The organism is Actinomadura rugatobispora, assembly GCF_055379765.1.
The window spans coordinates 11010172-11035148 of sequence record NZ_AP029191.1; the positions used below are offsets into that span (position 1 = coordinate 11010172).

The window sequence follows — 24977 nt, forward strand, 5'->3', positions numbered from 1 at the left end:
TGGTCGGGTCTTTGACATCACCTTAACCGGCCCTGACGTGATTCATCCCTTTCGCTCTTTACCCGCAGAGGCCCCCGGCTCACCGGCCGCACTCCCCGCAGGCTCGACGGGTCAGCCGGTGGTAGCCGAACGCCGCCACCGCCATACCCGCCCCCCACGCCAGGTAGGAGGGCACCGCGAACCAGAAGAACGCCTCCGGCAGGTCCAGCCCGCCCGACGGCGGGAACGGGTTCCGGCCCTGCAGCCGCTCGGCGATCATCTGGAGCAGCATCAACCCGAAGTACACGACCAGGCCCGCGGAGATCCCGGCCGCGGGCCACAGCACCAGCCGCCGCGGCACCCGGCGTCCGGCCAGGCCCGGCACCCAGCGCGGCCACACCCGCCCCCAGGAGTGGACCAGCGACAGCGGCAGCAGGGTCCCGCCGAGCAGGAACCCCAGTTCGAACAGCAGCACGGACACACCCGAGGCAAGCGGGGACTCGTCGAAGCCGACCACCGCCTGGGCACCGATCCGCACCGCGCAGCCGGCCACCGCCCCGTAGGCCGCCGCGAACGCCCAGACCGGCGTGCGTCCGGGCCGCTCCGGTGCCTCCGACGGCCCTGCGCGCCCGCAGGCGGCGCATCCGGCCCGGGTGGCCCGCTGGTACGACAGCGCGGCCATCCCGACGATCACGCCGCCTCCCAGGCATCCGGCCCGGCTCAGCGCCCCCAGCGGGAAGAACTCGATGCCCAGCCCGGGCAGGATCCCGCCGACCACGTCCAGCAGCACCATCGCCGCGGCGGAGACCAGCGTGATCGCGGTCGCCCAGGACGCGAGCAGCAGCAGCCGCCGTACCGCCCTCGACGGCCGTGACACCGCCAGTGCCGCCAGCAGCGGCACGGCCGCCCCGCACAGTCCCACCACGCCCCAGCCGTTGAGGAACACCAGGTCGTCGCCGACCGGCGACAGCTCCGCCGGACGGTGACCGAGCCGCCAGTAGGTCTGCAGCGTCCCGTAGGCGATCAGCCAGGGAATGCCGATCGCCGCGAGGTCTCGGGGCCGGGGCCGCCGCAGCGGGATCATCGTCGTCGACGCCATGCGCTCGATCCTCCGGCGGCGGCGCCCCGTGCTCCTCCCCGCACCGGCCGATCTCGTTCCCCCGCGCGGGGGAACGCGCTTGACCTCGACTCCGCTTGAGGTTGCACCGTTGCACCGGGCCCCTGGCAGGGACGCCCGCAGCAGCGGCGACGTGAGAGGACGAACGTGAGCACCTTCGAGATCGGCGTGATCCTTCCCGGCATCGCCGTCCAGCGCGACGAGGGCGTCGACCTGGCCGCGGCGGCGCGGCACGCCGAGGACGCGGGGCTGGACGGTGTGTGGCACGGCGACCACCTGGCCGTGGGACGCCCCGTCCTGGACGCCCCGCTCGCACTGGCGGCCGCCGCGGCCGCCACCACCCGGATCAAGGTCGGGACCAGCGTGTTCGTTCCCGCGATCCGCCCGCTGGCATGGGCGGCCAAGCAGATCGCGACCCTGGCCCACCTGTCGCGCGGCCGGCTGGTCCTGGGGGTCGGGTCGGGCGGCGGGCCCGGGCAGTGGGCCGCCGCGGGCGTCCCGTACGGCGAGCGCGGCCGGCGCACCGACACCGCGCTGGAACTGCTCCCGCGGCTGCTGGCGGGCGAGGAGGTCCGGCTGCCCGACGCGTCCGGCGCGCCGCCGGTGAGGCTCGAACCCGCGGTCGACATGCCGCCGGTCTGGGTCGGGAACGCCTCGGCCGCGGCGATCCGGCGTGCCGCGCGGCTCGGCGACGGCTGGTTCCCCTCGCTGATCTCCCCGGACGAGCTGGCCGGGGGGCGCCGCGCAGTTGGCCGAGCAGGCGAACGCGCACGGCCGCCGGGTGCCCGTCGTCGCGATCGGCGGGACCTGCGCGCTGGGCACCGGCCCCGGCCTGCCCTCCCGAGAGGAGCTGGCGTCGGGAATCAGCGGCGCGTACGGCAGGCCGCTGGAGGAGGTCCTGGACGTCCCGCTCACCGGGAAGCCGGAGGAGGCGGCCGAACGGCTCGCGGCCTACCGGGCGGCGGGCGCCCGGCACGCGGTCATCGGCGTCGCCGGCCCCGGCTGGCACGCCCAGGTCGACCTCCTCGCGGAAGTGCGCGCCCTGCTCGCCTGAACCTCAGGGGCCGAAAACCGGTGGCGGGCCGAGGGAGGAGCCTGTAGCGTCGCGGACGGAACTGCGGAAGGACTGCGGGTCTCCGAGGGAAGGGGAGGTGGGGTGTATGGCCGTCGCGGCGGTGACTGCTGCGCGCAGCACTCCGGCCATTCCCATTTCCCGGGCCCGGAGCTGACGCCTTCACGGCCGTCGCCGGGCCCCTTCACGCAAGGGTTCCACTCCGTTGTTCTCTGCATCTTCGCAGGCCCTGTCCGCCTATGGCTGGGACGGGGACCTGGAGCAAGCCTTCGCCCCGTACCGTGAGACGGGGCTCGTGCCCGCCCGCATCGCCGCCGTCGACCGCGGCCGCTGCGATGTGATCACCGAAGCCGGACCGATGCGGGCCGACACCGCGCCGGTGGCCTCGCCCGACCCGCTGGAGTCCCCGTGCACCGGGGACTGGGCGGCGCTGCGGACCGGGGACCACCCGGCCGTCGCCGCGCTGCTCCCCCGCCGCACCGCCATCGTCCGGGCCGCGGCCTCGGGCGAGTCACGCGGGCAGGTCCTGGCCGCCAACGTCGACACCGTGGCCGTCACCGTCTCCCTGGCCGAGCCCATCGACCTGGGACGGATCGAACGGCTGCTCGCCCTGGCCTGGGAGAGCGGCGCCCGGCCCGTGGTCGTGCTGACCAAGGCCGACCGGCTCGCCGATCCGGCGGCCGAGCACGCGCGGCTGGAGGAGGTCGCCGCGGTCGCGCCCGGCGCCGACGTCGTCTCCTGCAGCGCGGCCGACGGCACCGGCATCGACGTCGTCACCGCCGTCCTCACCGGCACGGTCGTGCTGCTGGGGGTGTCCGGCGCGGGCAAGTCCACCCTGGGCAACGCGCTGCTGGGCGCCGACGTGCTCGCCACCGGCGCGGTCCGTGTCCAGGACGGCAAGGGCCGGCACACCACCGTGCGCCGCGAGCTGCTGCCGCTGCCGGGCGGCGGCGTGCTGATCGACACGCCGGGGCTGCGCGGCGTCGGGCTCATCGACGCCGCCGACGGCCTCCAGCAGACCTTCGCGGACGTGGAGGATCTGGCGTCGGACTGCCGTTTCAACGACTGCGCCCACGACAGCGAACCCGGCTGCGCGGTGCTCGCCGCGGTCGAGGCGGGTGAGCTGCCCTCGCGGCGGCTGGACAGCTACCGCAAGCTGCTGCGCGAGAACGACTGGATCGCCTCGCGCGGCGACGCCCGGCTGCGCGCCGAACGCGAGGGCCGGTACAAGGAGATCAGCAGGTCGCTGCGGCAGCGCTACAAGATCGAGGGGAAGAAGCGGTGACCCCCGGCAGCCAGCGGCAGGGCCGCGTCTGATCCGCCGTCCCGTTCCCGTCCCGTCCCGCCGGCCGTCCGGTCGGCGGGACGGGCCCCTCAGCGGCCCTTGCGCCGGTAGGTGCGGACCGACAGCGGGACGAACACCGCCAGCAGCACGGCCGACCACAGCAGCACGGCCGCCGTGGGATGCGCGACCGGCCACGCCGCGTCGCCCGTCGCCGCGCCCGGGTTGCCGAACAGCCCCCGGGACGCGGCGGTGAGCGCGCTGACCGGGTTCCAGTCGGACAGGAACCTCAGCCAGGCCGGCATGCCCTCGGTCGGCACGAAGGAGTTCGACAGCATGGTGAACGGCAGCGACAGCGGCACCAGATGGTCGGCGGTCTGCTCGTTCTTCACCACGAGCCCCAGGTAGCAGCCCACCCAGCTCAGCGCGTAGCGCATCAGGCACAGCAGCGCGAACGCCTCCACCGCCGGCAGCACGCCGCGGTGCGCCCGCCAGCCCACCAGCAGTCCCGCCGCCGCCATGATGCCCAGGCTCAGGAAGCCGGTGAGGACGTCGGCGCCGGTCTGCCCGAACGGCACCGCCGACCTGGCCATCGGCATCGCGCGGAACCGGTCCATCACGCCCTTGGAGGCGTCGGTGGCCACCTGCATCGTGAGGGCCATGACGGAGGTGAAGGTGACCATGGAGAACAGGCCCGGCATCAGGTACTCGCGGTAGTTCCCGCCGCCGGGCACCTGGATGGCGCTGCCGAACACGTACCCGAACAGCACGACCATGATGGCCGGGAAGACGAGCGCGCCGACCAGCGTGCCGGGCTCCTGGCGCATCCGGCTCAGCTCGCGGCCGACGAGGGTGAGCCCGTCGGCGAAGGTCCACCGCACCCGTTCCAGGACGGTGGGGGCGGCCGGGGCGGTGAAGGCAGGGACGGTGGTCATCGCACGCTCTCCTTGGTCTTTCCGGTCAGGCGCAGGAAGACCTCGTCCAGCGTGGGCCGGCGCACGCTCACATCGGCGGCGTCGATCCCGGCGCGGTCCAGTTCCCGCACGACGTCGGCCAGCCGCACCGTCCCCGCGAGGGGGAGGCTGAGGCGGCCGGTGTCCGGTTCGGTCTCCGGCTCGCCGCCGGTGAGCGCGCCCAGGACGGTGCCCGCCCGCCCCACCAGGGCCCGGTCCTCCAGCACCACGTCGAGCCGGTCGCCGATGCCGCCCTTGAGCTCGTCGGGCGTGCCGGCGGCGATCACGCGGCCGTGGTCGACCACGGCGATCGAGTCGGCGAGCCGGTCGGCCTCCTCCAGGTACTGGGTGGTCAGCAGCACGGTGGTGCCGTCGGCGACCAGGTCGCGGACGCTGTCCCAGATCTCGTTGCGGCTGCGCGGGTCCAGGCCGGTGGTGGGCTCGTCCAGGAACAGCACCCGGGGGCGCAGGATCAGGCTGGTGATCAGGTCGAGCCGGCGCCGCATCCCGCCGGAGTATCCGGCCACCTGGCGGTCGGCGGCCTCCATCAGCCCGAAGCGTTCCAGCAGCTCGTCGGCCCGGCGGCGGGCGTCGGCGCGGGACAGGTGGTAGAGCCGCCCGAACATGCGCAGGTTGCCGCGCCCGGTGAGCTTCTCGTCGACGGCGGCGTACTGCCCGGCCAGGCCGATCAGCGCCCGCACCCGGTCGGCGTCCCGGACGACGTCGTGCCCGGCGATGCGGGCGGCGCCGCCGTCGGGGTCCGCCAGCGTCGCCAGGATGCGGATCAGGGTCGTCTTGCCCGCGCCGTTGGGGCCGAGGACCCCGCAGACCCGCCCGGCGGGCACGGCCAGGTCGAGCCCGCGCAGCGCGTGGGTGCCGCCGAAGCTCTTGCGCAGCCCCTCGGCCACCACGATCGGTTCCGTCATGGACCCTCCACTGGGTACGTCGTACGCGGTTTCAGTGCCGGTAGGCTAAACAACTGGGTACGACGTACGCAACTGGGATTGGTGGAAGATTCGGGGAGGAGGAGGTGGGGCCGGGTGGCCGACGGCACCGAGCGGGGCGACGACACCGCGCACGGCGACAGCAGCGAGTACGTGAACATCTGGATGCGCCCCGAGCGCCCGGCCCGCGGGCCGCGGCCCGCCTACAGCCGCGCGCAGATCACCGAGGCGGCGGTGCGGATCGCCGACGCCGAGGGCCTGGAGGCCGCCTCCATGCGCCGGATCGCCGCCGAGATCGGCACCGGCGCGATGTCGCTCTACCGGTACGTGCCCGGCCGCGACGACCTCCTGGAGCTGATGATCGACCACGTCCTCGGCGAGCTCGACCTGCCCGACCGGCCCTCCGGCGACTGGCGCGCCGACCTGACCCTGCTGGCCGAGCGCACCCGGGCGATGCGGCTGCGCCACCCGTGGATGTCCGGAATGCGGCGCGCGCGGTCCTCCTTCGGGCCCAACCAGCTGCGGATGCTGGAGTTCGGGATGGGCGCGCTGGACGTCGGCGTCCCGATCGACGACATCATGGTCCTGATGGGCCTGGTGACGGGGTACGTGGACAACGCCGTCCAGGACGAGCTGGCCTGGGAGTCGGAACGGCGCCGCAGCGGCCTCAGCAAGGAGCACTGGATGGGGCGCAGCGCCGCCTACGTCCACCAGCTGATCAACAGCGGCAGGCACCCCATGCTCACCCGGGTCGTCAAGGACGCGCGGCAGCCCCACATGGACCGCGAAGCCGGGTTCCGGTACGGCCTGGACCGGGTCCTGGACTGCGTCCAGGCCGCACTCCCCTCCGTACCGGAGCTACCGGAGGTGCCGGACGTACCGGAACCCGGCGGCGGCGCGTGACCGCGGAGACCTGTCAGCGGTCCAGGCGGCGGAACCGGCGCACCGACAGCGGCAGGAAGACCGCGACGAGCGCCAGCGGCCAGAGCACGGCCAGCAGGATCGGATGCTGCGCCGCCCAGGAGTCACCGCCCATCCCGGGGTTGCCGAACAGCTCGCGGCACGCGGCGACGGTGGCCGACAGCGGGTTCCACGCGGCGATCGCCCCCATCCAGCCGGGCATCTGCTCGGGGGAGACGAAGGTGTTGGCGACCATGGTCAGGGGGAACAGCGGCGCCCACGCCGCGGCGGCGGCCTCGGGCCTGATCATCAGCCCGACCAGGATGCCGACCCAGATCAGCGCGAACCGCAGCAGCAGGAGCAGCCCGACCGCGGCCAGCGCCCTGACCGGGCCCTGGTTCCAGCGCCAGCCGACGACCAGCCCGCAGCCGACCAGGATGGCCAGCTCGAGCACCGAGTTGATCAGGTCGGCCAGGCTGCGTCCCAGCACGACCCCCGACGACGACATCGGCATCGAGCGGAACCGGTCGGTCACCCCGTAGGAGGCATCGGTGGAGACCGCGGTGAGCGTGGTGGCGACGCCGAACATCATGGCCTGGCCGAACATGCCCGGCATCAGGAACTCGCGGTAGTCCCCGCCGCCCGCCACCACCATCGCGCTGCCGAACACGTAGCCGAACATCAGCACCATCATGATCGGCCACAGCAGCTGGTAGGCGATCACGCTGGGGTTGCGCAGCCAGTGGATCAGGTCGCGGCGGGCCACCGTCCAGCCGTCGGCGACCGCCCAGCGCAGCCGGTCCGGTGCGGTCCGGGGCGGGGACGGCGGAACGGGCGGCGCGGGCGGGACGGGCGGGCTGGACGCGGTCAGCGCGGTCATGCCGCCACCTCCCGTCCGGTCCCGCCCGGGCCTCCGGCCGGCGCCGGGCCGCCGTCCGGCCCGTCCGGCGGCGCGTCGGCCGGGGCCGTGGCGGCGCCGTGGCCGGTCAGGCGCAGGAACACGTCGTCGAGGGTGGGGCGGCGCAGCGTCACGTCCTCCACCGCGACGCCGTCCTCGGCGAGCGTCCTCATGATCTCGGTGAGCGCCCCGATGCGGTCGCGGACCGGGGCGTCGACGCGCCGGGCGTCGGGGTCGACGCGCGGCTCGGCCCCGGTGACCCGGGCGACGACCTCGGCGGTCCGCGCGAGACCCTCCGGCTCGCGCAGTACCAGGTCGATCCGGTCGCCGCCGATCCGCGACTTCAGCCGGCCGGGGGTGTCGTCGGCGATCACCCGGCCGGAGTCGAGCACCGCGATCTGGTGCGCCAGCCGGTCGGCCTCCTCCAGGTACTGGGTGGTCAGCAGCACGGTCGTGCCGCCGTCGACCAGGGCGCGGATGGCGCGCCAGACGTCGTTGCGGTTGCGCGGGTCCAGGCCGGTGGTGGGCTCGTCCAGGAAAAGCACGCGCGGGGCCAGGATGAAGCTGGCGGCCAGGTCGAGCCGGCGGCGCATGCCGCCGGAGTAGTGCTTTACGCGCTTGCGCGCGGCCTCGGCCAGGCCGAACTGCTCCAGCAGCTCGTCGGCCCGGCGGCGGGCGGTACGGGCGTCCAGATGGTAGAGCCGCCCCCACATCTGCAGGTTCTCCCGGCCGGTGAGGATCTCGTCCACGGCCGGGTGCTGGCCGGCCAGCCCGATGCGGTGGCGGACCTCGGCGGACCGGCGGGCCACGTCGTACCCGGCGACGCGCGCCCGGCCGCCGTCCGCCCGCAGCAGCGTGCTCAGGATCCGGACGGCGGTGGTCTTCCCCGCGCCGTTGGGTCCGAGCAGGCCGCACACCGTGCCCTCGCGTACCGCCAGGTCGAAGCCGTCGAGGGCGGTGGTCGCGCCGAAGCGCTTGCGGACCCCCTCGGCGACGACCGCGGATGCCGTTGGCTCCACAGCGAGCTCCTTCTTTGGGACATTGATGTCCCATTTAGGGTGGCACGAATCCCATGATGGTTGTCAAGTGATACGTTTTGGCCGATGAGCACGACCGAGATCCCCGAGTCCGGCGCCCGCGGACGCACCCGCCGCGCGATCCTGGCGGCCGGCGCGTCCGTGCTGGCCCGCGACCACGGCGCGACGCTGGCCGACATCGCCGACGCCGCGGACGTCGGGCGCAGCACCCTGCACCGCTATTTCGCCGACCGCCGGGAGCTGATCAGGGCCGTCGTCGACGACTCCCTGGAGGCCCTCGAACGCGCCACCGAGGAGGCGCAGATCGACGACGGGCCTCCGGTGGAGGCGATGCGCCGGCTCATCGCGGCCATGGTCGGGGTCGGCGAACGGATCGTGTTCCTCTGGGGAGACCCCCGGGTGCTGGAGCAGTACGGCCCGCCCACCAGCGCCGACGCGGAGTGCGAGGGCGAGGTCCCCTCCGTCGACGACCCGGTGCTGCGGCTGATCGAGCGCGGCCAGCGCGAGGGCGTGTTCGACCCCGAGGTCCCCGCCCACTGGATCCAGCACGTGATCTGGTCCCTGGTCTTCACCGCGTTCGAGGACGCCGAATCCGGCGTGCTGCCGCGCCACGGCGTCACCTCGACCATCATCCGCACGTTCGAGAACGGCGTCCGGGTCCGGACCTGACCGGCCGTGCTCAGGGGACGCGACGCGCAGCGCGCCGAGCTCGCACGGCTCGCCGAGGCGGCCCGCGCCGGGCGCAGCGGCGTGCTGGTGGTGCGCGGCGAGGCGGGCATCGGCAAGACCGCCCTGCTCGACGAGGCCGCGCGCCAGGCCGCGCGACGGGACTCCGGCGGATCGGACGTGCCGCGCGTGCTGCGCGCCACAGGGGTCGAAGCCGAGGCGGCGCTGCCGTTCGCGGGCCTGCAGATGCTGCTGCGGCCCGTACTGCCGCGCCTGGACGCCCTGCCCGGCGCGCAGGCCGACGCGCTGCGCGGAGCGCTGGGCCTGGCCGCGACCGGGGGCGGAGACCGCTTCCTCGTCGGGCTGGCCGTCCTGACACTGCTGTCGGAGCTGGCGGCGGAACGGCCCGTGCTGTGCCTGGTCGACGACGCGCACTGGCTCGACCCCGCCTCCGCCGACGCCCTGGTGTTCGCCGCCCGCCGCCTCGGCGCCGAGGGCGTCGCGCTGGTCTTCGCCGCCCGGGACGGCTTCGACGCGCCCGGCCTGCCCGAGCTGGAACTGGACGGCCTCGGCCGCGAGGCCGCCGCCGGGCTGCTCGCCGATCGCTCGCCGGGCCTGGCCGCGCCGCTGCGCGACCGCATCCTGAAGGAGGCCGCCGGCAACCCGCTCGCGCTCATCGAGCTGCCCGCCGGGCTGAGCGAGGAGGAGCGGTCCGGGCGGGCGTCCGCCCCGGCGGCGCTGCCGGTGACCGGCCGGGTGCTGGCCTCCTTCGGCGTTCAGATCGACCGGTTGCCCGAACCGTCCCGGCTGGTCCTGCTGGTCGCCGCGGCCGAGGGCGGCGGCGAGCTGGGCACCGTGCTGCGCGCCGCCGGGCAACTGGGCGCCGGCGCCGCGGACCTCGCCCTCGCCGAACGGGCCGGGCTGGTGCAGGTCACCGCCGTGTCGGTCGCGTTCCGGCACCCGCTCGTCCGCGCCGCCGCCTACCAGGGCGCCCCGCTCGCCACCCGCCTCGCCGCGCACCGCGCCCTCGCCGCGGTCCTCGACGGCGACCGCCGCGCCCTGCACCGCGCCGCGGCCTCACCCGTCCCGGACGAGTCCGTCGCCGCCGAGCTGGAGCGGACCGCCCAGCGCGCCCGCGACCGCGGCGCCCTGGCCTCCTCCCCCGCCCTGTACGAGGAGGCCGCGCGGCTGAGCCCCGGCGGCGGCGACCGCGCCCGGCGCATGACCCGCGCCGCTCAGGCCGCGATCACCGTCGGCCGCACCGAGCAGGCCGGCGCGCTGGCGGAGCGGGCGCTGGCGATGACCGGCGACCCGCTGCTGCACGCCGGGCTCGCCATGGTCCGCGCGACCGTCGAGCACGAGCGCGGCACCCCCGGCGGCAGCGCCCGGCTGCTGGCCGGCAGCGCCGAGCCGATCGCCGGCGACGATCCCGGGCTGGCGCTGACGCTGCTGGTCATCGCGGCCGGCAACGCCTGGTCGTCCGCGGAGGAGGCGGCGCTGCGCCGGGTGGCCGGCCTGGCCGCGGACCTGATGCCCCGGGTTCCGGGCGCCGCTCCGGTCGCCGCCGCCCTGGTGGCGCTGGAGCGGCTGGCGGCCGGCGACCACGCCGCGGCGCTGGCGCCGCTGCGCGACCTGGTCGGACGATCCCGGGCCGAGCCGCACGAGAGCCTGATCGTCCGCCTGTTCGTCATCAACCTCGCCCTGCTGCTGGGCGACGACGCGGCCGCGGCGGAACTGGCCTCCGGCGACGCCGCCCGCAGCCGCGGCCTGGGGCTGGCCGGGGCGCTGCCGCTCACCCTCCAGATGCTCGCCCAGGCCCAGGCCGCCGCCGGCCTGCACCGCGACGCCAGAGCGGTCGCGGCCGAGGCCCTCGGGTTCGCCCGCGACACCGGGCAGAGCCACCGCGAAGGCCGGATCGCCGCGGTCACCGCCCGCCTCGCGGCCATCGAGGGCGATGCCGAGGGCTGCCGTGAACTGGCCGGACGCGCCCTCGCCCGGGGCGACGGCCATGACGAGGCCGCGGCCGCCGCGGGCTGCGCGCTGGCCCTGCTCGACCTCGCGCAGGGCCGGTACCAGGAGGCGCTGGACCGGCTCGCGGAGATCGTCCAGGGGCCCGCCCGGCACACCGCGGCCGTCCGGTTCGCGACCGGGGACCTGGTGGAGGCCGCCGTGCGGGCCGGGGCTCCCGGACGGGCCGACGGGCCGTTCCGGCGGTTCGCGGCCTGGTCGGAGGCGGCCGGGCCGCCGTGGGCCCGGGGCGTCACGCTGCGCTGCCGCGCCCTGCTCGCCCCGCCGCGCGAGGCGGGCGGGCTGTTCGAGCAGGCGGCCGCGGCACACCGCGAAGACGGCGGGAGGCCCTTTGAACGCGCCCGTACCGAACTGCTCCACGGCGAATGGCTGCGCCGGGCCAGGCGCCGCACCGACGCCCGCACGCCTCTGCGCTTCGCGCTGGCCGCCTTCGAGCGGCTCGGTGCCGCACCGTGGACCGAACGCGCCCGCGCGGAACTGCGCGCCAGTGGCGAGACCGCACCCGAGAGCACGGCCGCGGAGGAGCGGCTGGCCGCGCTCACCCCGCAGGAGCTCCAGATCGTGCGGCTCGCGGCGGGCGGGGCGAGCAACCGCGACATCGCCGCGCGGCTGTTCCTCAGCCGCCGGACCGTCGAGTACCACCTCTACAAGGCCTATCCCAAGCTCGGGATCACCTCCCGCGCCGAACTGTCCCGCTTCACCGCCCCGGTGCCGCCACTACCGTGATTCCACGGATTCGCCCGTGCCGACCCGCCTCCTAGCCTCCTCACCAGTGGTTCAACGCTGAACGAAGGAGCCGGAAATGAGCAGGGCGATCGCTTTCCACGAGCCGGGCGGACCCGAGGTACTGCGGCTGATCGAGGTGCCCGACCCGCAGGCCGGGCCGGGCGAGGTGCTGATCCGGGTGAAGGCCGCGGGGGTGCAGCCGTTCGACGTCGCGGTGGTGGAGGGCTGGCTGCCCGCCGGGGCCGAGGCCGCCTACCCGCGGATCCCCGGCAACGAGTTCGCGGGCGTGGTGGAACGGACGGGCGAAGGCGTCGCCGGATTCGCGCCCGACGACGAGGTGCTGGGTTTCGGGCTGCTGCAGGCCTACCAGGAACGGCTCGTCATCCCCGCCGACCAGATCACCGCCAAGCCCCCGTCGATGCCCTGGGAGGTGGCGGGCGGTTTCAGCGCCGCGGCGCAGACCGCGCACATCGCGCTGGGAGAGCTGGCGGTCGCCTCCGGCGACACGCTGCTGGTGCACGGCGCGGCCGGGGCGGTCGGCACCGTCGCCGTCCAGCTGGCGCGGCTGGCGGGCGCCACCGTCATCGGCGCGGCCCGCGAGGCGCACCATGACTACCTGCGGTCGCTGGGCGCGCTCCCCGTCGGCTACGGGCCCGGCTTCACCGGACGGGTGCTGCGCTCGGCGCCCGAGGGCGGGGTGGACGCCGCGCTCGACGGCGTGGGCGGCCACGCGCTGGAGGCGTCCCTGGACCTGGTCAAGGACCGCGCCCGGATCCTCACCCTGGTCGAGCACGGCAAGGCGGGCGAACTGGGCATCCGGGTCACCCCGCCCGCCCGCTCGGCCGCGCGGCTGGCCGGGCTGGCCGACCTGTACGCGCGGGGCGACCTGACGGTGCACGTCCGCGAGACCTTCCCGCTGGAGCGGGCCGCCGACGCGCACCGCGCGTACAAGGCCGGGAACATCCACGGGAAGATCGTCCTCACGATGGACTGACACCGCCCGGCGGCACCGGCGGCCCGGCCGGGCCGGGCGCCCCCGCGGCGCGGGCCGCGCGGGCGCCCAGCTCGCGCAGGTACTCGATCAGCTCCGGCGGCTCGTGCACCTCGAACTCGCAGCCCAGCATGATCAGGCGGCTGGCCAGCCACTCCAGCGTGTCGGCGTGCCCGTTGAGGCGGCAGCGGTGCGCGTCGATCGGCTCGATCTCCTCGGGGCTGTCGCCCAGCCGCCCGCGCACCCGCTCGGCGGGCAGGTGGAGGGTCGCGACCGCCCGGTAGGTGGGCGCCAGCGAGTAGATCCGGTCGAGGACGAAGGCGGCCGCGTCCCGCCCGGGCGGTTCGCGCGGCTCGAACCGCTGCCCGACGGGACGCGGCTCCGCGACCCGGTCGACCCGGAAGATCCGCCAGTCGTCCCGGTCGTTGTCGAAGGCGACCAGGTACCAGCGCCGCCCCGCCGGCACCAGCCGGTGCGGCTCCACCAGCCGCCGCGACGCGGCCCCGTCCACCGACTCGTAGGCGAAGCGGAGCCGCTCCCGGCCGGCGGCGGTCGCCGCCAGCACCGCCAGCGTCTGCGGGTCGACCCTGGGGCCGTCCCCCCACTCGGGCAGCGGGACGGTGACCGCGTTCAGCGCGGCGACCCGCCGCCGCAGCCGCGACGGCAGCACCTGCTCCAGCTTGGCCATGGCCCGCAGCGACGCCTCGCCGATGCCCTCGACCGCGTTCCCAGCCGCGGTGCGCAGCCCGACCGCGATCGCCACCGCCTCCTCGTCGTCCAGCAGCAGCGGCGGCATCGCCGTGCCCGCGACCAGGCGGTAGCCGCCGACCGGGCCCATCGTGGCCTGCACCGGATAGCCCAGGTCCCGCAGCCGGTCGATGTCGCGCCGGACGGTGCGGGGGCTGACCCCGAGACGTTCGGCCAGTTCGCCGCCGGCCCACTCGCGCGGTGTCTGCAACAGCGACAGCAGGCTCAGCAGCCGTGCCGAGGTGTTTCCCATGCCGTCGAGGATGCCCGAAGTCGCGGACAGGAACTGACCTAGATGCCGTCTAGCGTGCCGGGCATGACGACGAACACCGGGGTCAGCCCGTTCCGCATCGACATCCCGCAAGCCGACCTCGACGACCTGCACGACCGCATCACCCGGACCCGCTGGGCGCGCGCCCTGCCCGGCGAGGACTGGAGCCGGGGCGTGCCGGTCGGGGTCCTCAGGGAACTGGCCGAGTACTGGCGCGACGGGTTCGACTGGCGGGCGCAGGAGGCGCGGCTGAACGGGTTTCCCCAGTTCACGACCGAGATCGACGGGCAGGACGTGCACTTCCTGCACGTCCGCTCGCCCGAGCCCGGCGCGCTGCCGCTGGTCCTCACGCACGGCTGGCCCAACTCGTTCGTGGAGTTCACCGACCTGATCGGCCCGCTCACCGACCCGCGTGCCCACGGCGCCGACCCGGCGCAGGCCTTCCACGTGGTGGTGCCGTCGGTGCCCGGCTTCGGCTTCTCCGCGCCGCCGCGCGAGACCGGCTGGAGCGTTGACCGCACCGCCCGGCTCTGGGCGGAACTGATGGCCCGGCTCGGCTATGACCGGTACGGCACCCAGGGCGGCGACCTCGGCGCCTACCTCGCCCCCGCGGTCGCCAGGGCCGACCCCGCCCACGTCGTCGGCGTGCACATCAACGCGGGCTTCGGCATGCCCACCGAGAAGGACGTGCCGGAACTGACGCCCGACGAACTCGCCCAGTACCAGGAGATGCAGAAGTGGATGGGCGGCGTCGACCACCACTCGCTGCTGCGCGCCGCACCGCAGACCTTCTCCTACGGCTGGAACGACTCCCCGGTCGCGCAGCTGGCCTGGCTGCTGCACAAGTTCAAGGAGTTCGGCATGTCCGTGTCGCCCGCCAAGGGGGCTGAGGCCGGGCAGGCCGGCGCAGAGGCCCTGTCCTGGGAGACGGCGCTCGACCGGGACCTGTTCCTCACCAACGCCACCGTCTACTGGCTCACCGGCACCTCGGGCACGTCATCCTGGTTCATGTACGACACCACCGAATTCGCCTGGCCCGAAGGGCAGACCGCCGTGCCGACCGGAGTGTTCGAGGGACCGCCCGCGATCCGGCGCCTCGCCGAACGCGACAACACCATCATCCACTGGCCCGAGGGCAACGCCGCCGCGCACTTCGCCGCCATGGACGCCCCCGCGCTCCTGGCCCGCGAGATCCGCGCCTTCTTCGGAAAGGTCCGCTGAGGTGACCGTGCGAATGACCTGGGACGAGGTCCGCGCCCGGCGGCTGGAGCGGCACGCGCTGTCGGCCCCCTCCACCGGGGCGCGGCCCGCCGGGATCGTGACCGCGATGGCGGGCGTGCACGCCCAGGTGCTGTCGGCGGCCGAGCTGGGGATCGCGCTCCGGATCGAAGGCGCTACCCGGCTCGACGTGCGGGAGGCGCTGTGGGGCGACCGCAGCCTCGTCAAGACCTACGGGCCGCGCGGCACCGTCCACCTCCTGCCCGCCCGCGACCTGGGCATGTGGGTGGGGGCGCTGACGGCACTGCCGCAGGCGAACACCCCTCCCCCCGATCAGCGGCTGACGCGGGCGCAGACCGACGAGATCGTCGCGGCGATCGGCGACGCCCTCGCCGACGCCGAGCTGACCGTGGACGAGCTCACCGACGCGATCGTCGAACGCACCGGCCCGTGGGCGGGGGAACTGACGATGCCGGCCTTCCAGGGCATGTGGCCGCGCTGGCGGCAGGCCCACCACGAGGCGGGCATCAGGGGCGTCATGTGCTTCGGCCCCAACCGGGGCCGGAAGGTCACCTACACCAATCCGCACCGCTGGCTGCCCGGCCTGCGGCCCATGGACGCCAAGGCGGCACTGGGCGAGCTCGTGCACGCCTACCTCCACGCCTACGGGCCGTCCACGCCGCAACGCTTCGCGCACTGGCTGAGCACGCCGGTGACCTGGGCGAACGAGCTGTTCGACGCGCTGGGCGGGCGGCTCGAACGAGTCGAGGTCGAGGGCGCCGCCGCCTGGGTGAGCGCAGGGGACACCGCCGCGCCCGCCACCTCCCCGAGCGGCGTGCGGCTGCTGCCCTACTTCGACACCTACGCCTACCGGGTCGGCAACCAGCCGCCCGAGTTCCTCTACCCCGGCAAGGCCGCCGAACGGGTCCTGGGCGGCAACTTCCAGATGCTCCTGCTGGACGGCGAGGTGGCGGGGCTGTGGCACCAGCGCCGTTCCGGGCGCAGGCTCGCCGTCACCGTCGAGCCGCTGGTCGCCCTCTCCCCCGCGCGGCGCGAGGAACTGGACGCCCAGGTCGAGCGCGTGGGAGAGATCCTCGAGGCCAGGCCCGAGCTGACCATCGGCACGGTCACCGTGGGCGGCCACGCCTGATCGCCGGTTGACCTCAAGGGCGCTTGAGGTCGCAGGATGGCCGTCGACACCGATCACCGTCCCGAACGAGGTGCGCCCGTGACCGCCGACCCCGGCTTCTACTCGATCATCGACTACACCGTCGACGGCCCCGACACCCAGCGCGACCTGGTCGAGGCGTTCGCCGAGATCCAGGAACGCTGGGTGCGGTTCTACCCGGGCTACCGTTCCGCCCGCTTCCTGGTGGGCGTGGAGGGCACGCGCGTCTACAACGTGGTCCACTGGGCCAGCGAGGCCGACTTCCGGCACTTCGAGGAGGTCTCCGACACCGAGGGCCGGATCGCCGCGATCCAGCAGGCCCTGAACGGGCTCAAGGGGAAGGCCGAGCCGCGCATGACCGAGTCCCCGCGCTACACCGTGGCGCGGGAGGTGGGACCGGGCCCGCGCAAGACCGGCTCCTGACGGGCACCCGCCGGCCCCGGGCGGTCAGGGCATGGGGGTGAGCAGTTCCTGGAGCCGGTCGAACTGCTCGAGGACACCCTTGGTCATCCCGACCGACACCGCGTAGTCGAGCACCTCCTCCGAGGGGAACCTGGCCTGGTAGCGCATGCTCGTGCCGCCCTCGACCTCCTCGAAGGTGACGGTCTCGACCGCGGGCGGCTTCTCGGGCTCCGCCCCGGCCGCCGCCTCGGGGGCCGAGGTCCGCACGAACCGGGCCGGCGGGTCGACCTCCAGGAACTCGCCCGTGAAGACCACGGTGGCCCCGTCGCCGATCCGCCACCGGCCGCCGGGCCGCACGTCCATCTCGGTGACCTCGGCCGTCGTACCGTGCGGCCCCCACCAGTGCGGAATGTGCTCGGCCGAGGTCATCGCCGCCCACACCAGGGCGGGCGGCGCGGGGAACACCCGCTCGACGATCAGCTCGTCTCCCTCGGCGACGACACCGGTCCGCTCGTCGCCCAGCTCATGTCTCGCCATCGTGCCCTCCTTCCGTCCACCCTCTGACCTGCTCGGCGGCTCTCCCGGTTACGCGCCGGGACGGAAAACTTTGCGTCATCGTCCCGAGCGTCACCGTGACCCTTTCGGAGGCCGGGGCGGTGACGGTCGGGTTCAGTCCTTCGAGCGCCTGATCCGGACAACGTTGTCGGTGCGGGTGCCCTGCTCTCCGTCCGGGGCGGTCCATTCGCGCGTCACCGATTCGCTCACCTCGACCTCCCAGCGGCCCTCCTCCAGGTCGAAAGAGTCGATCATCTCCGTGAGCGTCGGGAAGTGCGCCTCGTGGTCGCGGTGGCGTTCCGTCGAGGCGAATCCGGCGTGCCCGGCCACCAGCAGCACGCCGCCGGGCGCGACGGCCGCCGCGGCCGACCGCATGATCCGCTCTTGCGGCAGTTCCACCGGGGAGTGCAGGAAGTGCGCGCAGACCAGGTCGAACGAGCCGGCGGGAAAGGAATCGCCCAGGTCGTGCCGCTGCCAGTCGATCGCGTCGGCCACCCCGGCCTCGGCGGCGTGGCCGGCCGCCCGCTCCAGGGCCACGGCGGAGATGTCGGCCGCGGTGACCCGCCAGCCGCGCGCCGCCAGCCAGATCGCGTCGCCGCCCTCGCCGCAGCCCAGGTCCAGCGCCGTGCCGGGCGGCAGGTCCGCCACCTCGCGGACCAGCAGCGGGTTGGGCCTGCCGCTCCAGATCCGGTCGCTCTTGCCGTAGAACTCCTCCCAGAACTGCTCGGCCGTCTGCTCGGCCGTCTCGTGGGCCGGGGATCCCTCTGTCATCGTGCGCCCTCTCCGCTCGAACACCCGGGGCGCCGGCACGGCGCCCCACCGGGTGACAGCCTGCGCGAGATCCGCGCTAACGACAAACTTCTTTGCCGTTTCAGCAAAAGGGGCCGCCTCCGGCGGGCCTCACTCGTTCAGCCAGGACGCCGAACGATCGAGCCACAGGTCCAGCAGCGTCCGGTCTCCGAAGATCTCGACACCGCCGGCGGGACGCCCGTACAGCAGCATCACCAGGTCGGTCAGTGGACCGCGCGCGGCCACGGCGGCCTTCTGGTGGGCGTGCCGCCAGACCGGGCGGTCCCCCGTAAGGTCGACCAGCCACTCGCCTGCCGCGCCCGGGGAGGTGCCGGTCGCGTGGAAGTGCAGCGTGCGGCCGGGGCCGAGCAGCGCGGGACGGCCCGGAGCCTCCCGGTAGGCCTCCGGGGACGTGCCGTACTCCATCCACTCGTCCAGCATGCCGAGGGCGACGTCCTCGTCGAGTGTGTACGCGGCGCCGGTGACCAGTGCCGCGTCGGCCCTGGTCACGGCGGTCTCGAACGCCATGCGGCGGGCCCAGAACGCGGCTGAGGCCACGCCCGGCACCGGTGTCCACACCTCGGCTTCGGGGCCCGCCGCGGCCAGCGTCTCCGCCAGCCGTTCGGCGCCCTCGGCCAGCCGGCCGTCCAGGGCGGCCGCATCCTCGTCGGCAGGGGCGGACTCGTCGTCGTCCCGGCCCTCCGGCGGCGTCCCGGCGGCTCGGGTGCGGACCACTTCCTCGGCCCGGCGGTGGGCGCCGCCGAGGTGCCGGAGCAACCGGCCGAGGGTCCAGTCCGGGCGGGTGGGCACCGGTGCCGTCAGATCCGCGCTGTCGGGTTCCTTGACGGTCTCCCTCAGCAGTTCGGTCTGGCGGACGATCTCGGCGCGGTGGCGGTCGAAGCTCAGTGGCGGCATGGCACACCACGCTAGCGATGCGGCGCCGCCCCGATCTCACCGTGCTTCCTCCCCGTCTTGAGACTTTTGCCCGCAGCTACCGGCAAAGCCCCAGGGAGACCTAGCGAAAAGGCTAGACGGAAACTTCAATGAGACGCTTGAAGGTATGAGAACAAGGGCGCATATTGACGACAGCCCGGAAAAGACCGTTCGTCAAGAATCCGCCACCGAGCCCGCCGTCGAGGTCCGGGGCCTTCGCATGCGGTACGGCACCACCGACGTGCTGGGCGCGGTGGATCTGCGGGTGGAGCGCGGCGAGGTCGTGGCCCTGCTCGGCCCGAACGGCGCCGGCAAGACCACGACGATCGAGATCCTGGAGGGCTTCCGCAGGCGCTCCGCGGGCGAGGTGCGGGTGCTCGGCACCGATCCGGAACGCGGCGACGAGGCGTGGCGGGCGCGGCTGGGGATCGTGCTGCAGTCGTGGCGCGACCACGGCAGGTGGCGGGTCGGCGAGCTGCTCGCCCATCTGGGCCGCTACTACGCCCCCTACGGCGCGCCGGGACGCCCCCGCCCCCACGACGTCGCCGAACTGCTCTCCCTGGTCGGGCTGGCCGAGCGGGCCGGCGCCAGGGTCGCCGACCTGTCCGGCGGGCAGCGGCGCAGGCTGGACGTGGCCGTCGGCATCGTCGGCCGTCCCGACCTGCTGTTCCTGGACGAGCCGACCGTCGGCTTCGACCCGCGGGCCAGGCGGGAGTTCCACGGCCTGGTGCGGCGGCTGTCGGACCTGGAGGACACCGCGATACTGCTCACCACCCACGACCTGGACGAGGCGGAGCGGCTCGCCGACCGCATCCTGATCCTGGCGGGCGGCCGGATCGTGGCGGACGGCACCCCGGCGCGGCTGGCCGCGCAGGTCTCCCGCGAGGCCGAGGTCCGCTACAGCCTCGACGGCGAACCGCGGGCCCGGTCGGTCGAGGACGCCACCGGTTACGTGCGCGGGCTGTTCGAGCGCCACGGCGACGCCGTCGGCGACCTGGAGGTGCGCCGGGCGAGCCTGGAGGACGTCTACATGGAGATGGTCAGGGAGTTCGAGTCCGGCAAGGCCGCGCAGGCTCCCGCCGAGCTCACCGCCGAAGCCGCCGGGGAGGCGGCGTGAGCGGGCAGGCGGTCGCTTTCAGGGCCGGGCTGGAGCGCGGGCGGATCGAGTTCCGGCAGAGCGCCACCAGCGTGCAGGAGGTGTGGGGGGCGCTGTTCTTCCCGGTCGTCGCGCTGGCCGTGATGTACATGCTGAGCGGCGGCACCGTGCCGGGCGCCGACTTCTCCCTCGGGTCGCAGGCGGTCCCCGGCATCCTGGCGATGAACATCGTCCTCAACGGGATGGTCTCGGTGGCCATGACGCTCACCACCGAACGCGAGGACGGCACGCTGCTGCGCGCGAAGGCGACGCCGAACGGCATGACCGGCTATCTCGTCGGCAAGGTGCTCGGACGGGCCGGGATCACGGTCGCCGGGCTGCTGGTGCCGCTGGTCGCGGCGGCGTTCCTGTTCGACGGGCTGGAGTTGGGCGCGGTGTCGTCGTGGGCGACGCTGGCGTGGGTGCTCGCGCTGGGGCTGCTCGCCGCGCTGCCGATCGGGGCGATCCTGGGCTCCCTGTTCAGCAGCCCCCAGGGGATGGGCGTGGTCATGCTGCCGATGATGGGGCTGACCGTGATCTCCGGGGTGTTCTACCCGGTCACGGCGCTGCCCGAGTGGCTCCAGTGGATCGCGCAGGCGTTCCCGCTCTACTGGCTGGGGCTCGGGCTGCGTTCGGCGATGCTGCCGGACGCGGTGGCCGCGGCCGAGATCGGTGATTCCTGGCGGCACCTGGAGACGGCCGGCGTGCTCGGCGCGTGGGCGGTCGCGGGACTGGTCGTGGCGCCGGCGGTGCTGCGGCGGATGGCGCGGCGCGAGTCCGGATCCAGCGTCGCCGCCCGGATAGAAAAAGCCGTACAGCGTACAGTGTAGGGTTCTCCGAGTTTCCCCCACCTTTGACAGAAGGGTCTTCGTGGTCTCCAGCCAGCAGCCGGGCGGCGTCCGCCGCTCCGGTCACCGCGCCGCCGACGCGCACGACCTCATCCAGGTCCGCGGCGCGCGGGAGAACAACCTCACCGGCGTCTCCCTCGACATCCCCAAGCGGCACCTCACCGTCTTCACCGGGGTCTCCGGCTCCGGCAAGTCCTCCCTGGTCTTCGACACGATCGCGGCCGAGTCACGGCGGCTGATCAACGAGACCTACACCGCGTTCATCCAGAACTTCATGCCGAGCCTGGCCCGCCCCGAGGTCGACGCGCTGCGCAACCTGAGCGCGGCGATCATCGTGGACCAGGAGCGGATGGGCGCCAACTCGCGCTCCACCGTGGGCACCGCCACCGACGCGCACACCATGCTGCGGATCATGTTCAGCCGGATCGGCACGCCGCACGTCGGACCGCCGCTGGCCTTCAGCTTCAACGCCGCCGAGGGCATGTGCCCCGCGTGCGAGGGGCTCGGCCGGGTCTCCGACATCGACGTCGACGAGCTGGTCGACCGGGAGCTGTCGCTGAACGAGGGGGCGATCAAGGTCCCCGGCTTCGGCGTCGACACCTACTACTGGCAGCTGATGGCGAACTCCGGCCTGTTCGACCCCGACCGCAGGCTGAAGGACTTCACCGCCGCCGAGTGGGAGGACTTCCTCCACAAGCCCGCCACCAAGATCAAGATCGAGAAGTACAACCTCACCTACGAGGGCCTGGTCGTCAAGGTCCGGCGGCTCTACCTGGCCAAGGACCGCGAGTCCATGCGGCCGCAGGCGCGCGAGTTCGCCGACCGGGCCGTCAAGCTCACCCCGTGCCCGGACTGCGGCGGCGCACGGCTGAACGAGGCCGCCCGGTCCTGCACGATCGACGGCCGCACCATCACCGAGTGCTCGGCCATGCAGATCAGCGACCTGGCCGAGTTCGTCCGCACGGTCCGCGATCCGGCCGTCGGACCGATGCTGGAGGCCCTCCGCGACACCCTCGACTCGATGGTGGAGATCGGCCTGGGCTACCTGAGCCTGGACCGCGAGTCCGGGACGCTGTCGGGCGGCGAGGCGCAGCGGGTGCGGATGGTGCGGCACCTGGGCTCCAGCCTGACCGACGTCACCTACGTGTTCGACGAGCCCACCGCCGGACTCCACCCGCACGACATCCAGCGGATGAACGACCTGCTGCTGCGGCTGCGCGACAAGGGCAACACGGTGCTGGTCGTCGAGCACAAGCCGGAGATGATCGCGATCGCCGACCACGTGGTCGACCTCGGGCCGGGCGCCGGCGCGCAGGGCGGCCGGCTCTGCTACGAGGGCGACCTGGACGGGCTGCGCGCATCCGGCACGCTCACCGGCGACTACCTCGACCACCGGGTGGAGCTGCGGGACAAGCCGCGGACCCCGAGCGGGCACCTGCGGATCGAGAACGCCTCCTTGCACAACCTGCGCGATGTCAGCGTCGACGTCCCGCTGGGCGTCCTCACCGTGGTCACGGGCGTGGCCGGGTCCGGCAAGAGCTCCCTCGTCCACGGCTCGCTGCCGCGGCGGGACGGCGTGGTCGTCGCCGACCAGTCGCCGATCCGCGGGTCGCGGCGGTCCAACCCGGCCACCTACACCGGGCTGCTCGACCCGGTCCGCGCCGCGTTCGCCAAGGCCAACGGCGTCAAGCCGGGCCTGTTCAGCGCCAACTCCGAGGGCGCCTGCCCGGCCTGCAAGGGCATCGGCCTGATCTACACCGATCTGGCGATGATGGCCGAGGTCGCCTCGGTGTGCGAGGAGTGCGAGGGCCGCAGGTTCACCCCGGAGGTGCTGTCGTACCGGCTGAACGGCAAGAACATCAGCGAGGTCCTCGGCATGCCGGTGGCCGAGGCCCGCGAGTTCTTCACCACCGGGCAGCCCCGGGTGATCCTCGACCGCCTGGCCGCGGTCGGGCTCGGCTACATCGGCCTCGGGCAGCCGCTCACGACCCTGTCGGGCGGTGAGCGGCAGCGCCTCAAGCTGGCCATCCACATGGCCCGCAACGGGTCCACCTACATCCTGGACGAACCCACCACCGGCCTGCACCTGGCCGATGTGGACCACCTTCTCGCCCTGCTGGACCGGCTGGTGGACGACGGCAACACCGTCATCGTCATCGAGCACCACCAGGCCGTGATGGCGCACGCCGACTGGATCATCGACCTGGGACCGGGAGCCGGGCACGAGGGCGGCCAGGTCGTCTTCACCGGCACCCCCGCCGAACTGGTCGACGAGGGGACCTCGCTGACCGCCGTGCACCTCCGCGAGTACGTGCACCGGCCGTGAACGGTGGGCCTGCGGGGCGGCGGCGACCGCCCCGCAGGCCCACCGCGTCACACCAGGTCAGAGCCGAGCACCACGGCGCCGGCGGGAGGGGCTCAGACGTCGCGGCGGTGGACGACGGCCACCGCGATGATCACCGCGACGAGCGCCCACGCCCCGTACACGGTCCAGGCCTCGGCGATCCCCACCGGATAGCGGGCGGGCACGTGCCGTGCCGCCGGATTCTCCACCAGCGCCGACCACGCCGAGACCGGCATCGCGTTGCCGATCTCCTTGACCCACCGGTAGGTCTCCCCCATGAACAGCCTCGGCAGCACCGCCAGCACCACGACCACGGCCACCACCGTGCCCGCGACGTGCCGGACCAGCGCGCCGAGGGCCATGCCGACCAGCCCGCACAACGGCGCGAGCAGCGCGGACGCCGCGACGGCGCGCAGCGCTCCGGGGGCGCCGAACGGCAGCCCGATGCGCACCTCGGCGTAGAACGCCTGGGTCAGCCCGAACGAGGAGGCGGCCACGACCGCGCCGAACACCAGCAGGGCCGCCGTCACCACGGCCGCCTTGGCCGCGATCACCTGGCGGCGGGCCGGCACCGCGGCGAACGTGGTGCGGATCAGCCCGCCGGCGTACTCGCCCGACACCGCCATCGCGCCCACCGCCCCGGCGATGATCATGAGGATCAGGTAGGCGTCCGGGACGAACGCGGCGTGCGCCGGGTCGATCGCCAGCCGCTGCTCCTCGGTCCCGTTGGCCTGGATGAGATGGACGTTGGAGCGCGCGGAGTTGGCGCAGATCCCGACGACGGCCAGCGCGCCCGCCGCCAGCACGCCGTAGGTCGAGCGCAGCGACCACAGCTTGGTCCACTCGGCGGAGAGGAGGTGACCGAACCGGGCCCGGGGCTCGGCGGCGCCCTCGCGGCGGGCCGTGGACGTCGCGCCGCCCTCCGGCATGCTCGCGGTGCTCATCGGCTCCGCCCCTCTTCCCCGCCCGCGCCGCGGAACTCGGCCTCGCCGGCGGTGAGCTCCATGAACGCCTGCTCCAGGCCGGAACCGCGCGGCGTGACCTCGTGCAGCATCACCCGGTGCTCGAACGCCAGCTCGGCGATCCGCGCCGCGCCGATCCCGCTCACCACGCACGTCCCGTCGTCCTCGCGCCGCAGTTCGGCGCCCTCCGCGGTCACCAGCGCGGCCAGCGCCGCCGGGTCCGGCGTGCGCACGGCCACGCCCGCTCGGGCGCCGCGGGCCGCGAACTCCTCCAGCGGCTCGGACGCGACCAGCCGCCCCCGGCCGATCACGATGAGATGGTCGGCGGTGTGCTCCATCTCGCTCATCATGTGGCTGGAGACGAACACCACCCGGCCCTCGGCCGCCAGCCGGCGCAGCAGGCCGCGCAGCCAGCGGACGCCCTCGGGGTCCAGGCCGTTCAGCGGCTCGTCGAACATCAGCACGGGCGGGTCGCCCAGCAGCGCCGCGGCGATCCCCAGCCGCTGCCGCATGCCCAGCGAGAACCCGCCCACGCGGCGGCGCGCCGCGCCCGCCAGGCCGACCTCCTCCAGGACCTCCGCGACCCGGCGGCGCGGGACGGCGTTGCCGCGGGCCAGCGCGGACAGGTGCGCCAGCGCGCTGCGCCCGCCGTGCACGTCGGCCGCGTCCAGCAGGGCGCCGACGTGCCGCAGCCCGCGCGGCCGGTCCCGGAACCGGCGGCCGCCGACGGTCACAATCCCGGCGGTGGGCTCGTTCAGGCCGAGGATCATCCGCAGCGTCGTGGTCTTCCCGGCGCCGTTGGGGCCGAGGAAGCCGGTGACGACCCCCGGGCGCACGGTGAAACTCAGCGCGTCCACGGCCGTCACCCGGCCGTAGCGCTTGGTCAGTTCAAGGGCTTCGATCACCCGGCCCACGGTGCCGGAGGCCGCCGGGGCGGGGCATCGGACCACGGTCGGCAAACCGGCGACGGCCGCGCGGCGGCCGTCGACCGCGGATGTAGGCCACCGGTCCG

Annotated in this window: 23 protein-coding genes and 1 pseudogene; 13 read left to right on the forward strand and 11 right to left on the reverse strand. The window is 74.3% G+C overall.

The window, feature by feature from the left end; translation table 11 throughout:
• Positions 1-79 precede the first annotated feature (79 nt).
• Complete coding sequence (locus ACZ466_RS49310) at positions 80-1078, reverse strand: hypothetical protein (protein ID WP_378287283.1); 999 nt, start codon at positions 1076-1078, stop codon at positions 80-82.
• A 276-nt stretch (positions 1079-1354) separates the two neighbouring features.
• On the opposite strand from ACZ466_RS49310, the pseudogene ACZ466_RS49315 reads away from it, so the two are divergent.
• The 3 genes and pseudogenes from ACZ466_RS49315 to rsgA all read left to right on the forward strand — a co-directional run.
• Positions 1355-1810 (forward strand): annotated as a pseudogene (locus ACZ466_RS49315) (LLM class flavin-dependent oxidoreductase); the annotation flags it as partial.
• Positions 1811-1844: 34 nt separating this feature from the next.
• On the forward strand, positions 1845-2150 hold the full coding sequence (locus ACZ466_RS49320; RefSeq protein WP_378287319.1) for a hypothetical protein: 306 nt from the start codon (positions 1845-1847) through the stop codon (positions 2148-2150).
• 223 nt (positions 2151-2373) lie between these two features.
• Complete coding sequence (rsgA, locus tag ACZ466_RS49325; protein WP_378287284.1) at positions 2374-3453, forward strand: ribosome small subunit-dependent GTPase A; 1080 nt, start codon at positions 2374-2376, stop codon at positions 3451-3453.
• Positions 3454-3542: 89 nt separating this feature from the next.
• On the opposite strand, the gene ACZ466_RS49330 is transcribed toward rsgA, so the two are convergent.
• A complete protein-coding gene (locus ACZ466_RS49330; protein WP_378287285.1) occupies positions 3543-4385 on the reverse strand; it encodes an ABC transporter permease in 843 nt (280 codons plus the stop codon).
• Positions 4382-5329 carry an ATP-binding cassette domain-containing protein gene (locus tag ACZ466_RS49335; protein WP_378287286.1) on the reverse strand — a complete coding sequence of 316 codons (948 nt, stop codon included), beginning with the start codon at positions 5327-5329 and terminating at the stop codon, positions 4382-4384. The genes ACZ466_RS49330 and ACZ466_RS49335 overlap by 4 nt, the downstream gene beginning before the upstream one ends.
• Positions 5330-5443: 114 nt before the next feature.
• On the opposite strand from ACZ466_RS49335, the gene ACZ466_RS49340 reads away from it, so the two are divergent.
• A complete protein-coding gene (locus ACZ466_RS49340; RefSeq protein WP_378287287.1) occupies positions 5444-6250 on the forward strand; it encodes a TetR/AcrR family transcriptional regulator in 807 nt (268 codons plus the stop codon).
• A gap of 13 nt (positions 6251-6263) precedes the next feature.
• Here ACZ466_RS49340 and ACZ466_RS49345 read toward each other — a convergent pair whose 3' ends face one another.
• Together ACZ466_RS49345 and ACZ466_RS49350 are read right to left on the reverse strand one after the other, a co-directional pair.
• Entirely contained in the window at positions 6264-7127 is an 864-nt protein-coding gene (locus tag ACZ466_RS49345) for an ABC transporter permease (RefSeq protein WP_378287288.1), read from the reverse strand.
• Positions 7124-8164 (reverse strand): ATP-binding cassette domain-containing protein, encoded by a 1041-nt coding sequence (locus tag ACZ466_RS49350; RefSeq protein ID WP_378287289.1) that lies wholly within the window; start codon positions 8162-8164, stop codon positions 7124-7126. The genes ACZ466_RS49345 and ACZ466_RS49350 overlap by 4 nt, the downstream gene beginning before the upstream one ends.
• 84 nt (positions 8165-8248) lie before the next feature.
• Here ACZ466_RS49350 and ACZ466_RS49355 point away from each other — a divergent pair, with 84 nt between their 5' ends.
• The 3 genes from ACZ466_RS49355 to ACZ466_RS49365 all read left to right on the forward strand — a co-directional run bounded on the left by ACZ466_RS49355 (position 8249) and on the right by ACZ466_RS49365 (position 12596).
• Entirely contained in the window at positions 8249-8851 is a 603-nt protein-coding gene (locus tag ACZ466_RS49355) for a TetR/AcrR family transcriptional regulator (RefSeq protein ID WP_378287290.1), read from the forward strand.
• A gap of 6 nt (positions 8852-8857) precedes the next feature.
• Entirely contained in the window at positions 8858-11602 is a 2745-nt protein-coding gene (locus ACZ466_RS49360; RefSeq protein WP_464042099.1) for an ATP-binding protein, read from the forward strand.
• Between the two features lie 76 nt (positions 11603-11678).
• Positions 11679-12596, forward strand: a complete 918-nt coding sequence (locus ACZ466_RS49365; RefSeq protein ID WP_378287292.1) for an NADP-dependent oxidoreductase — start codon at positions 11679-11681, stop codon at positions 12594-12596.
• Here the strand turns inward: ACZ466_RS49365 and ACZ466_RS49370 are convergent.
• The gene (locus ACZ466_RS49370; protein WP_378287293.1) at positions 12583-13593 is read right to left on the reverse strand and encodes a helix-turn-helix transcriptional regulator; all 1011 of its coding nucleotides are present in this window, start codon (positions 13591-13593) and stop codon (positions 12583-12585) included. The two genes, ACZ466_RS49365 and ACZ466_RS49370, sit on opposite strands and share 14 nt — an antisense overlap.
• Before the next feature lie 63 nt (positions 13594-13656).
• On the opposite strand from ACZ466_RS49370, the gene ACZ466_RS49375 reads away from it, so the two are divergent.
• The 3 genes from ACZ466_RS49375 (at position 13657) to ACZ466_RS49385 (ending at position 16420) form a co-directional block, all read left to right on the forward strand.
• Positions 13657-14832, forward strand: a complete 1176-nt coding sequence (locus ACZ466_RS49375) for an epoxide hydrolase family protein (RefSeq protein WP_378287294.1) — start codon at positions 13657-13659, stop codon at positions 14830-14832.
• Position 14833: 1 nt separating this feature from the next.
• Positions 14834-15979 (forward strand): winged helix DNA-binding domain-containing protein, encoded by a 1146-nt coding sequence (locus ACZ466_RS49380; protein ID WP_378287295.1) that lies wholly within the window; start codon positions 14834-14836, stop codon positions 15977-15979.
• Positions 15980-16057: 78 nt separating this feature from the next.
• Positions 16058-16420 (forward strand): antibiotic biosynthesis monooxygenase family protein, encoded by a 363-nt coding sequence (locus tag ACZ466_RS49385; protein ID WP_378287296.1) that lies wholly within the window; start codon positions 16058-16060, stop codon positions 16418-16420.
• Between the two features lie 24 nt (positions 16421-16444).
• On the opposite strand, the gene ACZ466_RS49390 is transcribed toward ACZ466_RS49385, so the two are convergent.
• From ACZ466_RS49390 to ACZ466_RS49400, 3 genes are all read right to left on the reverse strand, one after another.
• A complete protein-coding gene (locus tag ACZ466_RS49390; RefSeq protein WP_378287297.1) occupies positions 16445-16936 on the reverse strand; it encodes an SRPBCC domain-containing protein in 492 nt (163 codons plus the stop codon).
• Between the two features lie 132 nt (positions 16937-17068).
• On the reverse strand, positions 17069-17725 hold the full coding sequence (locus tag ACZ466_RS49395) for a class I SAM-dependent methyltransferase (RefSeq protein WP_378287298.1): 657 nt from the start codon (positions 17723-17725) through the stop codon (positions 17069-17071).
• 129 nt (positions 17726-17854) lie between these two features.
• The gene (locus ACZ466_RS49400) at positions 17855-18658 is read right to left on the reverse strand and encodes a maleylpyruvate isomerase family mycothiol-dependent enzyme (RefSeq protein ID WP_378287299.1); all 804 of its coding nucleotides are present in this window, start codon (positions 18656-18658) and stop codon (positions 17855-17857) included.
• Between the two features lie 238 nt (positions 18659-18896).
• Here ACZ466_RS49400 and ACZ466_RS49405 point away from each other — a divergent pair, with 238 nt between their 5' ends.
• Genes ACZ466_RS49405 through ACZ466_RS49415 form a run of 3 tightly spaced genes read left to right on the forward strand, consistent with a single transcriptional unit; the run spans position 18897 to position 22985 of the window.
• Positions 18897-19793: an ABC transporter ATP-binding protein gene (locus ACZ466_RS49405; protein ID WP_378287300.1), complete on the forward strand. Its 897-nt coding sequence runs from the start codon at positions 18897-18899 to the stop codon at positions 19791-19793.
• Positions 19790-20641 carry an ABC transporter permease gene (locus ACZ466_RS49410; RefSeq protein WP_378287301.1) on the forward strand — a complete coding sequence of 284 codons (852 nt, stop codon included), beginning with the start codon at positions 19790-19792 and terminating at the stop codon, positions 20639-20641. The genes ACZ466_RS49405 and ACZ466_RS49410 overlap by 4 nt, the downstream gene beginning before the upstream one ends.
• A gap of 40 nt (positions 20642-20681) precedes the next feature.
• Complete coding sequence (locus ACZ466_RS49415; protein ID WP_378287302.1) at positions 20682-22985, forward strand: ATP-binding cassette domain-containing protein; 2304 nt, start codon at positions 20682-20684, stop codon at positions 22983-22985.
• A 92-nt stretch (positions 22986-23077) separates the two neighbouring features.
• Here ACZ466_RS49415 and ACZ466_RS49420 read toward each other — a convergent pair whose 3' ends face one another.
• Positions 23078-23947, reverse strand: a complete 870-nt coding sequence (locus tag ACZ466_RS49420) for a hypothetical protein (protein ID WP_378287303.1) — start codon at positions 23945-23947, stop codon at positions 23078-23080.
• Positions 23944-24870: an ABC transporter ATP-binding protein gene (locus ACZ466_RS49425; RefSeq protein ID WP_378287304.1), complete on the reverse strand. Its 927-nt coding sequence runs from the start codon at positions 24868-24870 to the stop codon at positions 23944-23946. The genes ACZ466_RS49420 and ACZ466_RS49425 overlap by 4 nt, the downstream gene beginning before the upstream one ends.
• Positions 24871-24977: the final 107 nt, after the last annotated feature.

Excerpts from the sequence above, each read along its gene's own strand:
- ACZ466_RS49370 (WP_378287293.1), bottom strand. The coding sequence starts at position 13,593 with ATGGGAAACACCTCGGCACGGCTGCTGAGCCTGCTGTCGCTGTTGCAG.
- ACZ466_RS49345 (WP_378287288.1), bottom strand. The coding sequence starts at position 7,127 with ATGACCGCGCTGACCGCGTCCAGCCCGCCCGTCCCGCCCGCGCCGCCC.
- ACZ466_RS49365 (WP_378287292.1), top strand. The coding sequence starts at position 11,679 with ATGAGCAGGGCGATCGCTTTCCACGAGCCGGGCGGACCCGAGGTACTG.
- ACZ466_RS49310 (WP_378287283.1), bottom strand. The coding sequence starts at position 1,078 with ATGGCGTCGACGACGATGATCCCGCTGCGGCGGCCCCGGCCCCGAGAC.
- ACZ466_RS49330 (WP_378287285.1), bottom strand. The coding sequence starts at position 4,385 with ATGACCACCGTCCCTGCCTTCACCGCCCCGGCCGCCCCCACCGTCCTG.
- ACZ466_RS49355 (WP_378287290.1), top strand. The coding sequence starts at position 8,249 with ATGAGCACGACCGAGATCCCCGAGTCCGGCGCCCGCGGACGCACCCGC.
- ACZ466_RS49400 (WP_378287299.1), bottom strand. The coding sequence starts at position 18,658 with ATGCCGCCACTGAGCTTCGACCGCCACCGCGCCGAGATCGTCCGCCAG.
- ACZ466_RS49405 (WP_378287300.1), top strand. The coding sequence starts at position 18,897 with ATGCGGTACGGCACCACCGACGTGCTGGGCGCGGTGGATCTGCGGGTG.
- ACZ466_RS49390 (WP_378287297.1), bottom strand. The coding sequence starts at position 16,936 with ATGGCGAGACATGAGCTGGGCGACGAGCGGACCGGTGTCGTCGCCGAG.
- ACZ466_RS49375 (WP_378287294.1), top strand. The coding sequence starts at position 13,657 with ATGACGACGAACACCGGGGTCAGCCCGTTCCGCATCGACATCCCGCAA.
- ACZ466_RS49395 (WP_378287298.1), bottom strand. The coding sequence starts at position 17,725 with ATGACAGAGGGATCCCCGGCCCACGAGACGGCCGAGCAGACGGCCGAG.
- ACZ466_RS49335 (WP_378287286.1), bottom strand. The coding sequence starts at position 5,329 with ATGACGGAACCGATCGTGGTGGCCGAGGGGCTGCGCAAGAGCTTCGGC.
- ACZ466_RS49420 (WP_378287303.1), bottom strand. The coding sequence starts at position 23,947 with ATGAGCACCGCGAGCATGCCGGAGGGCGGCGCGACGTCCACGGCCCGC.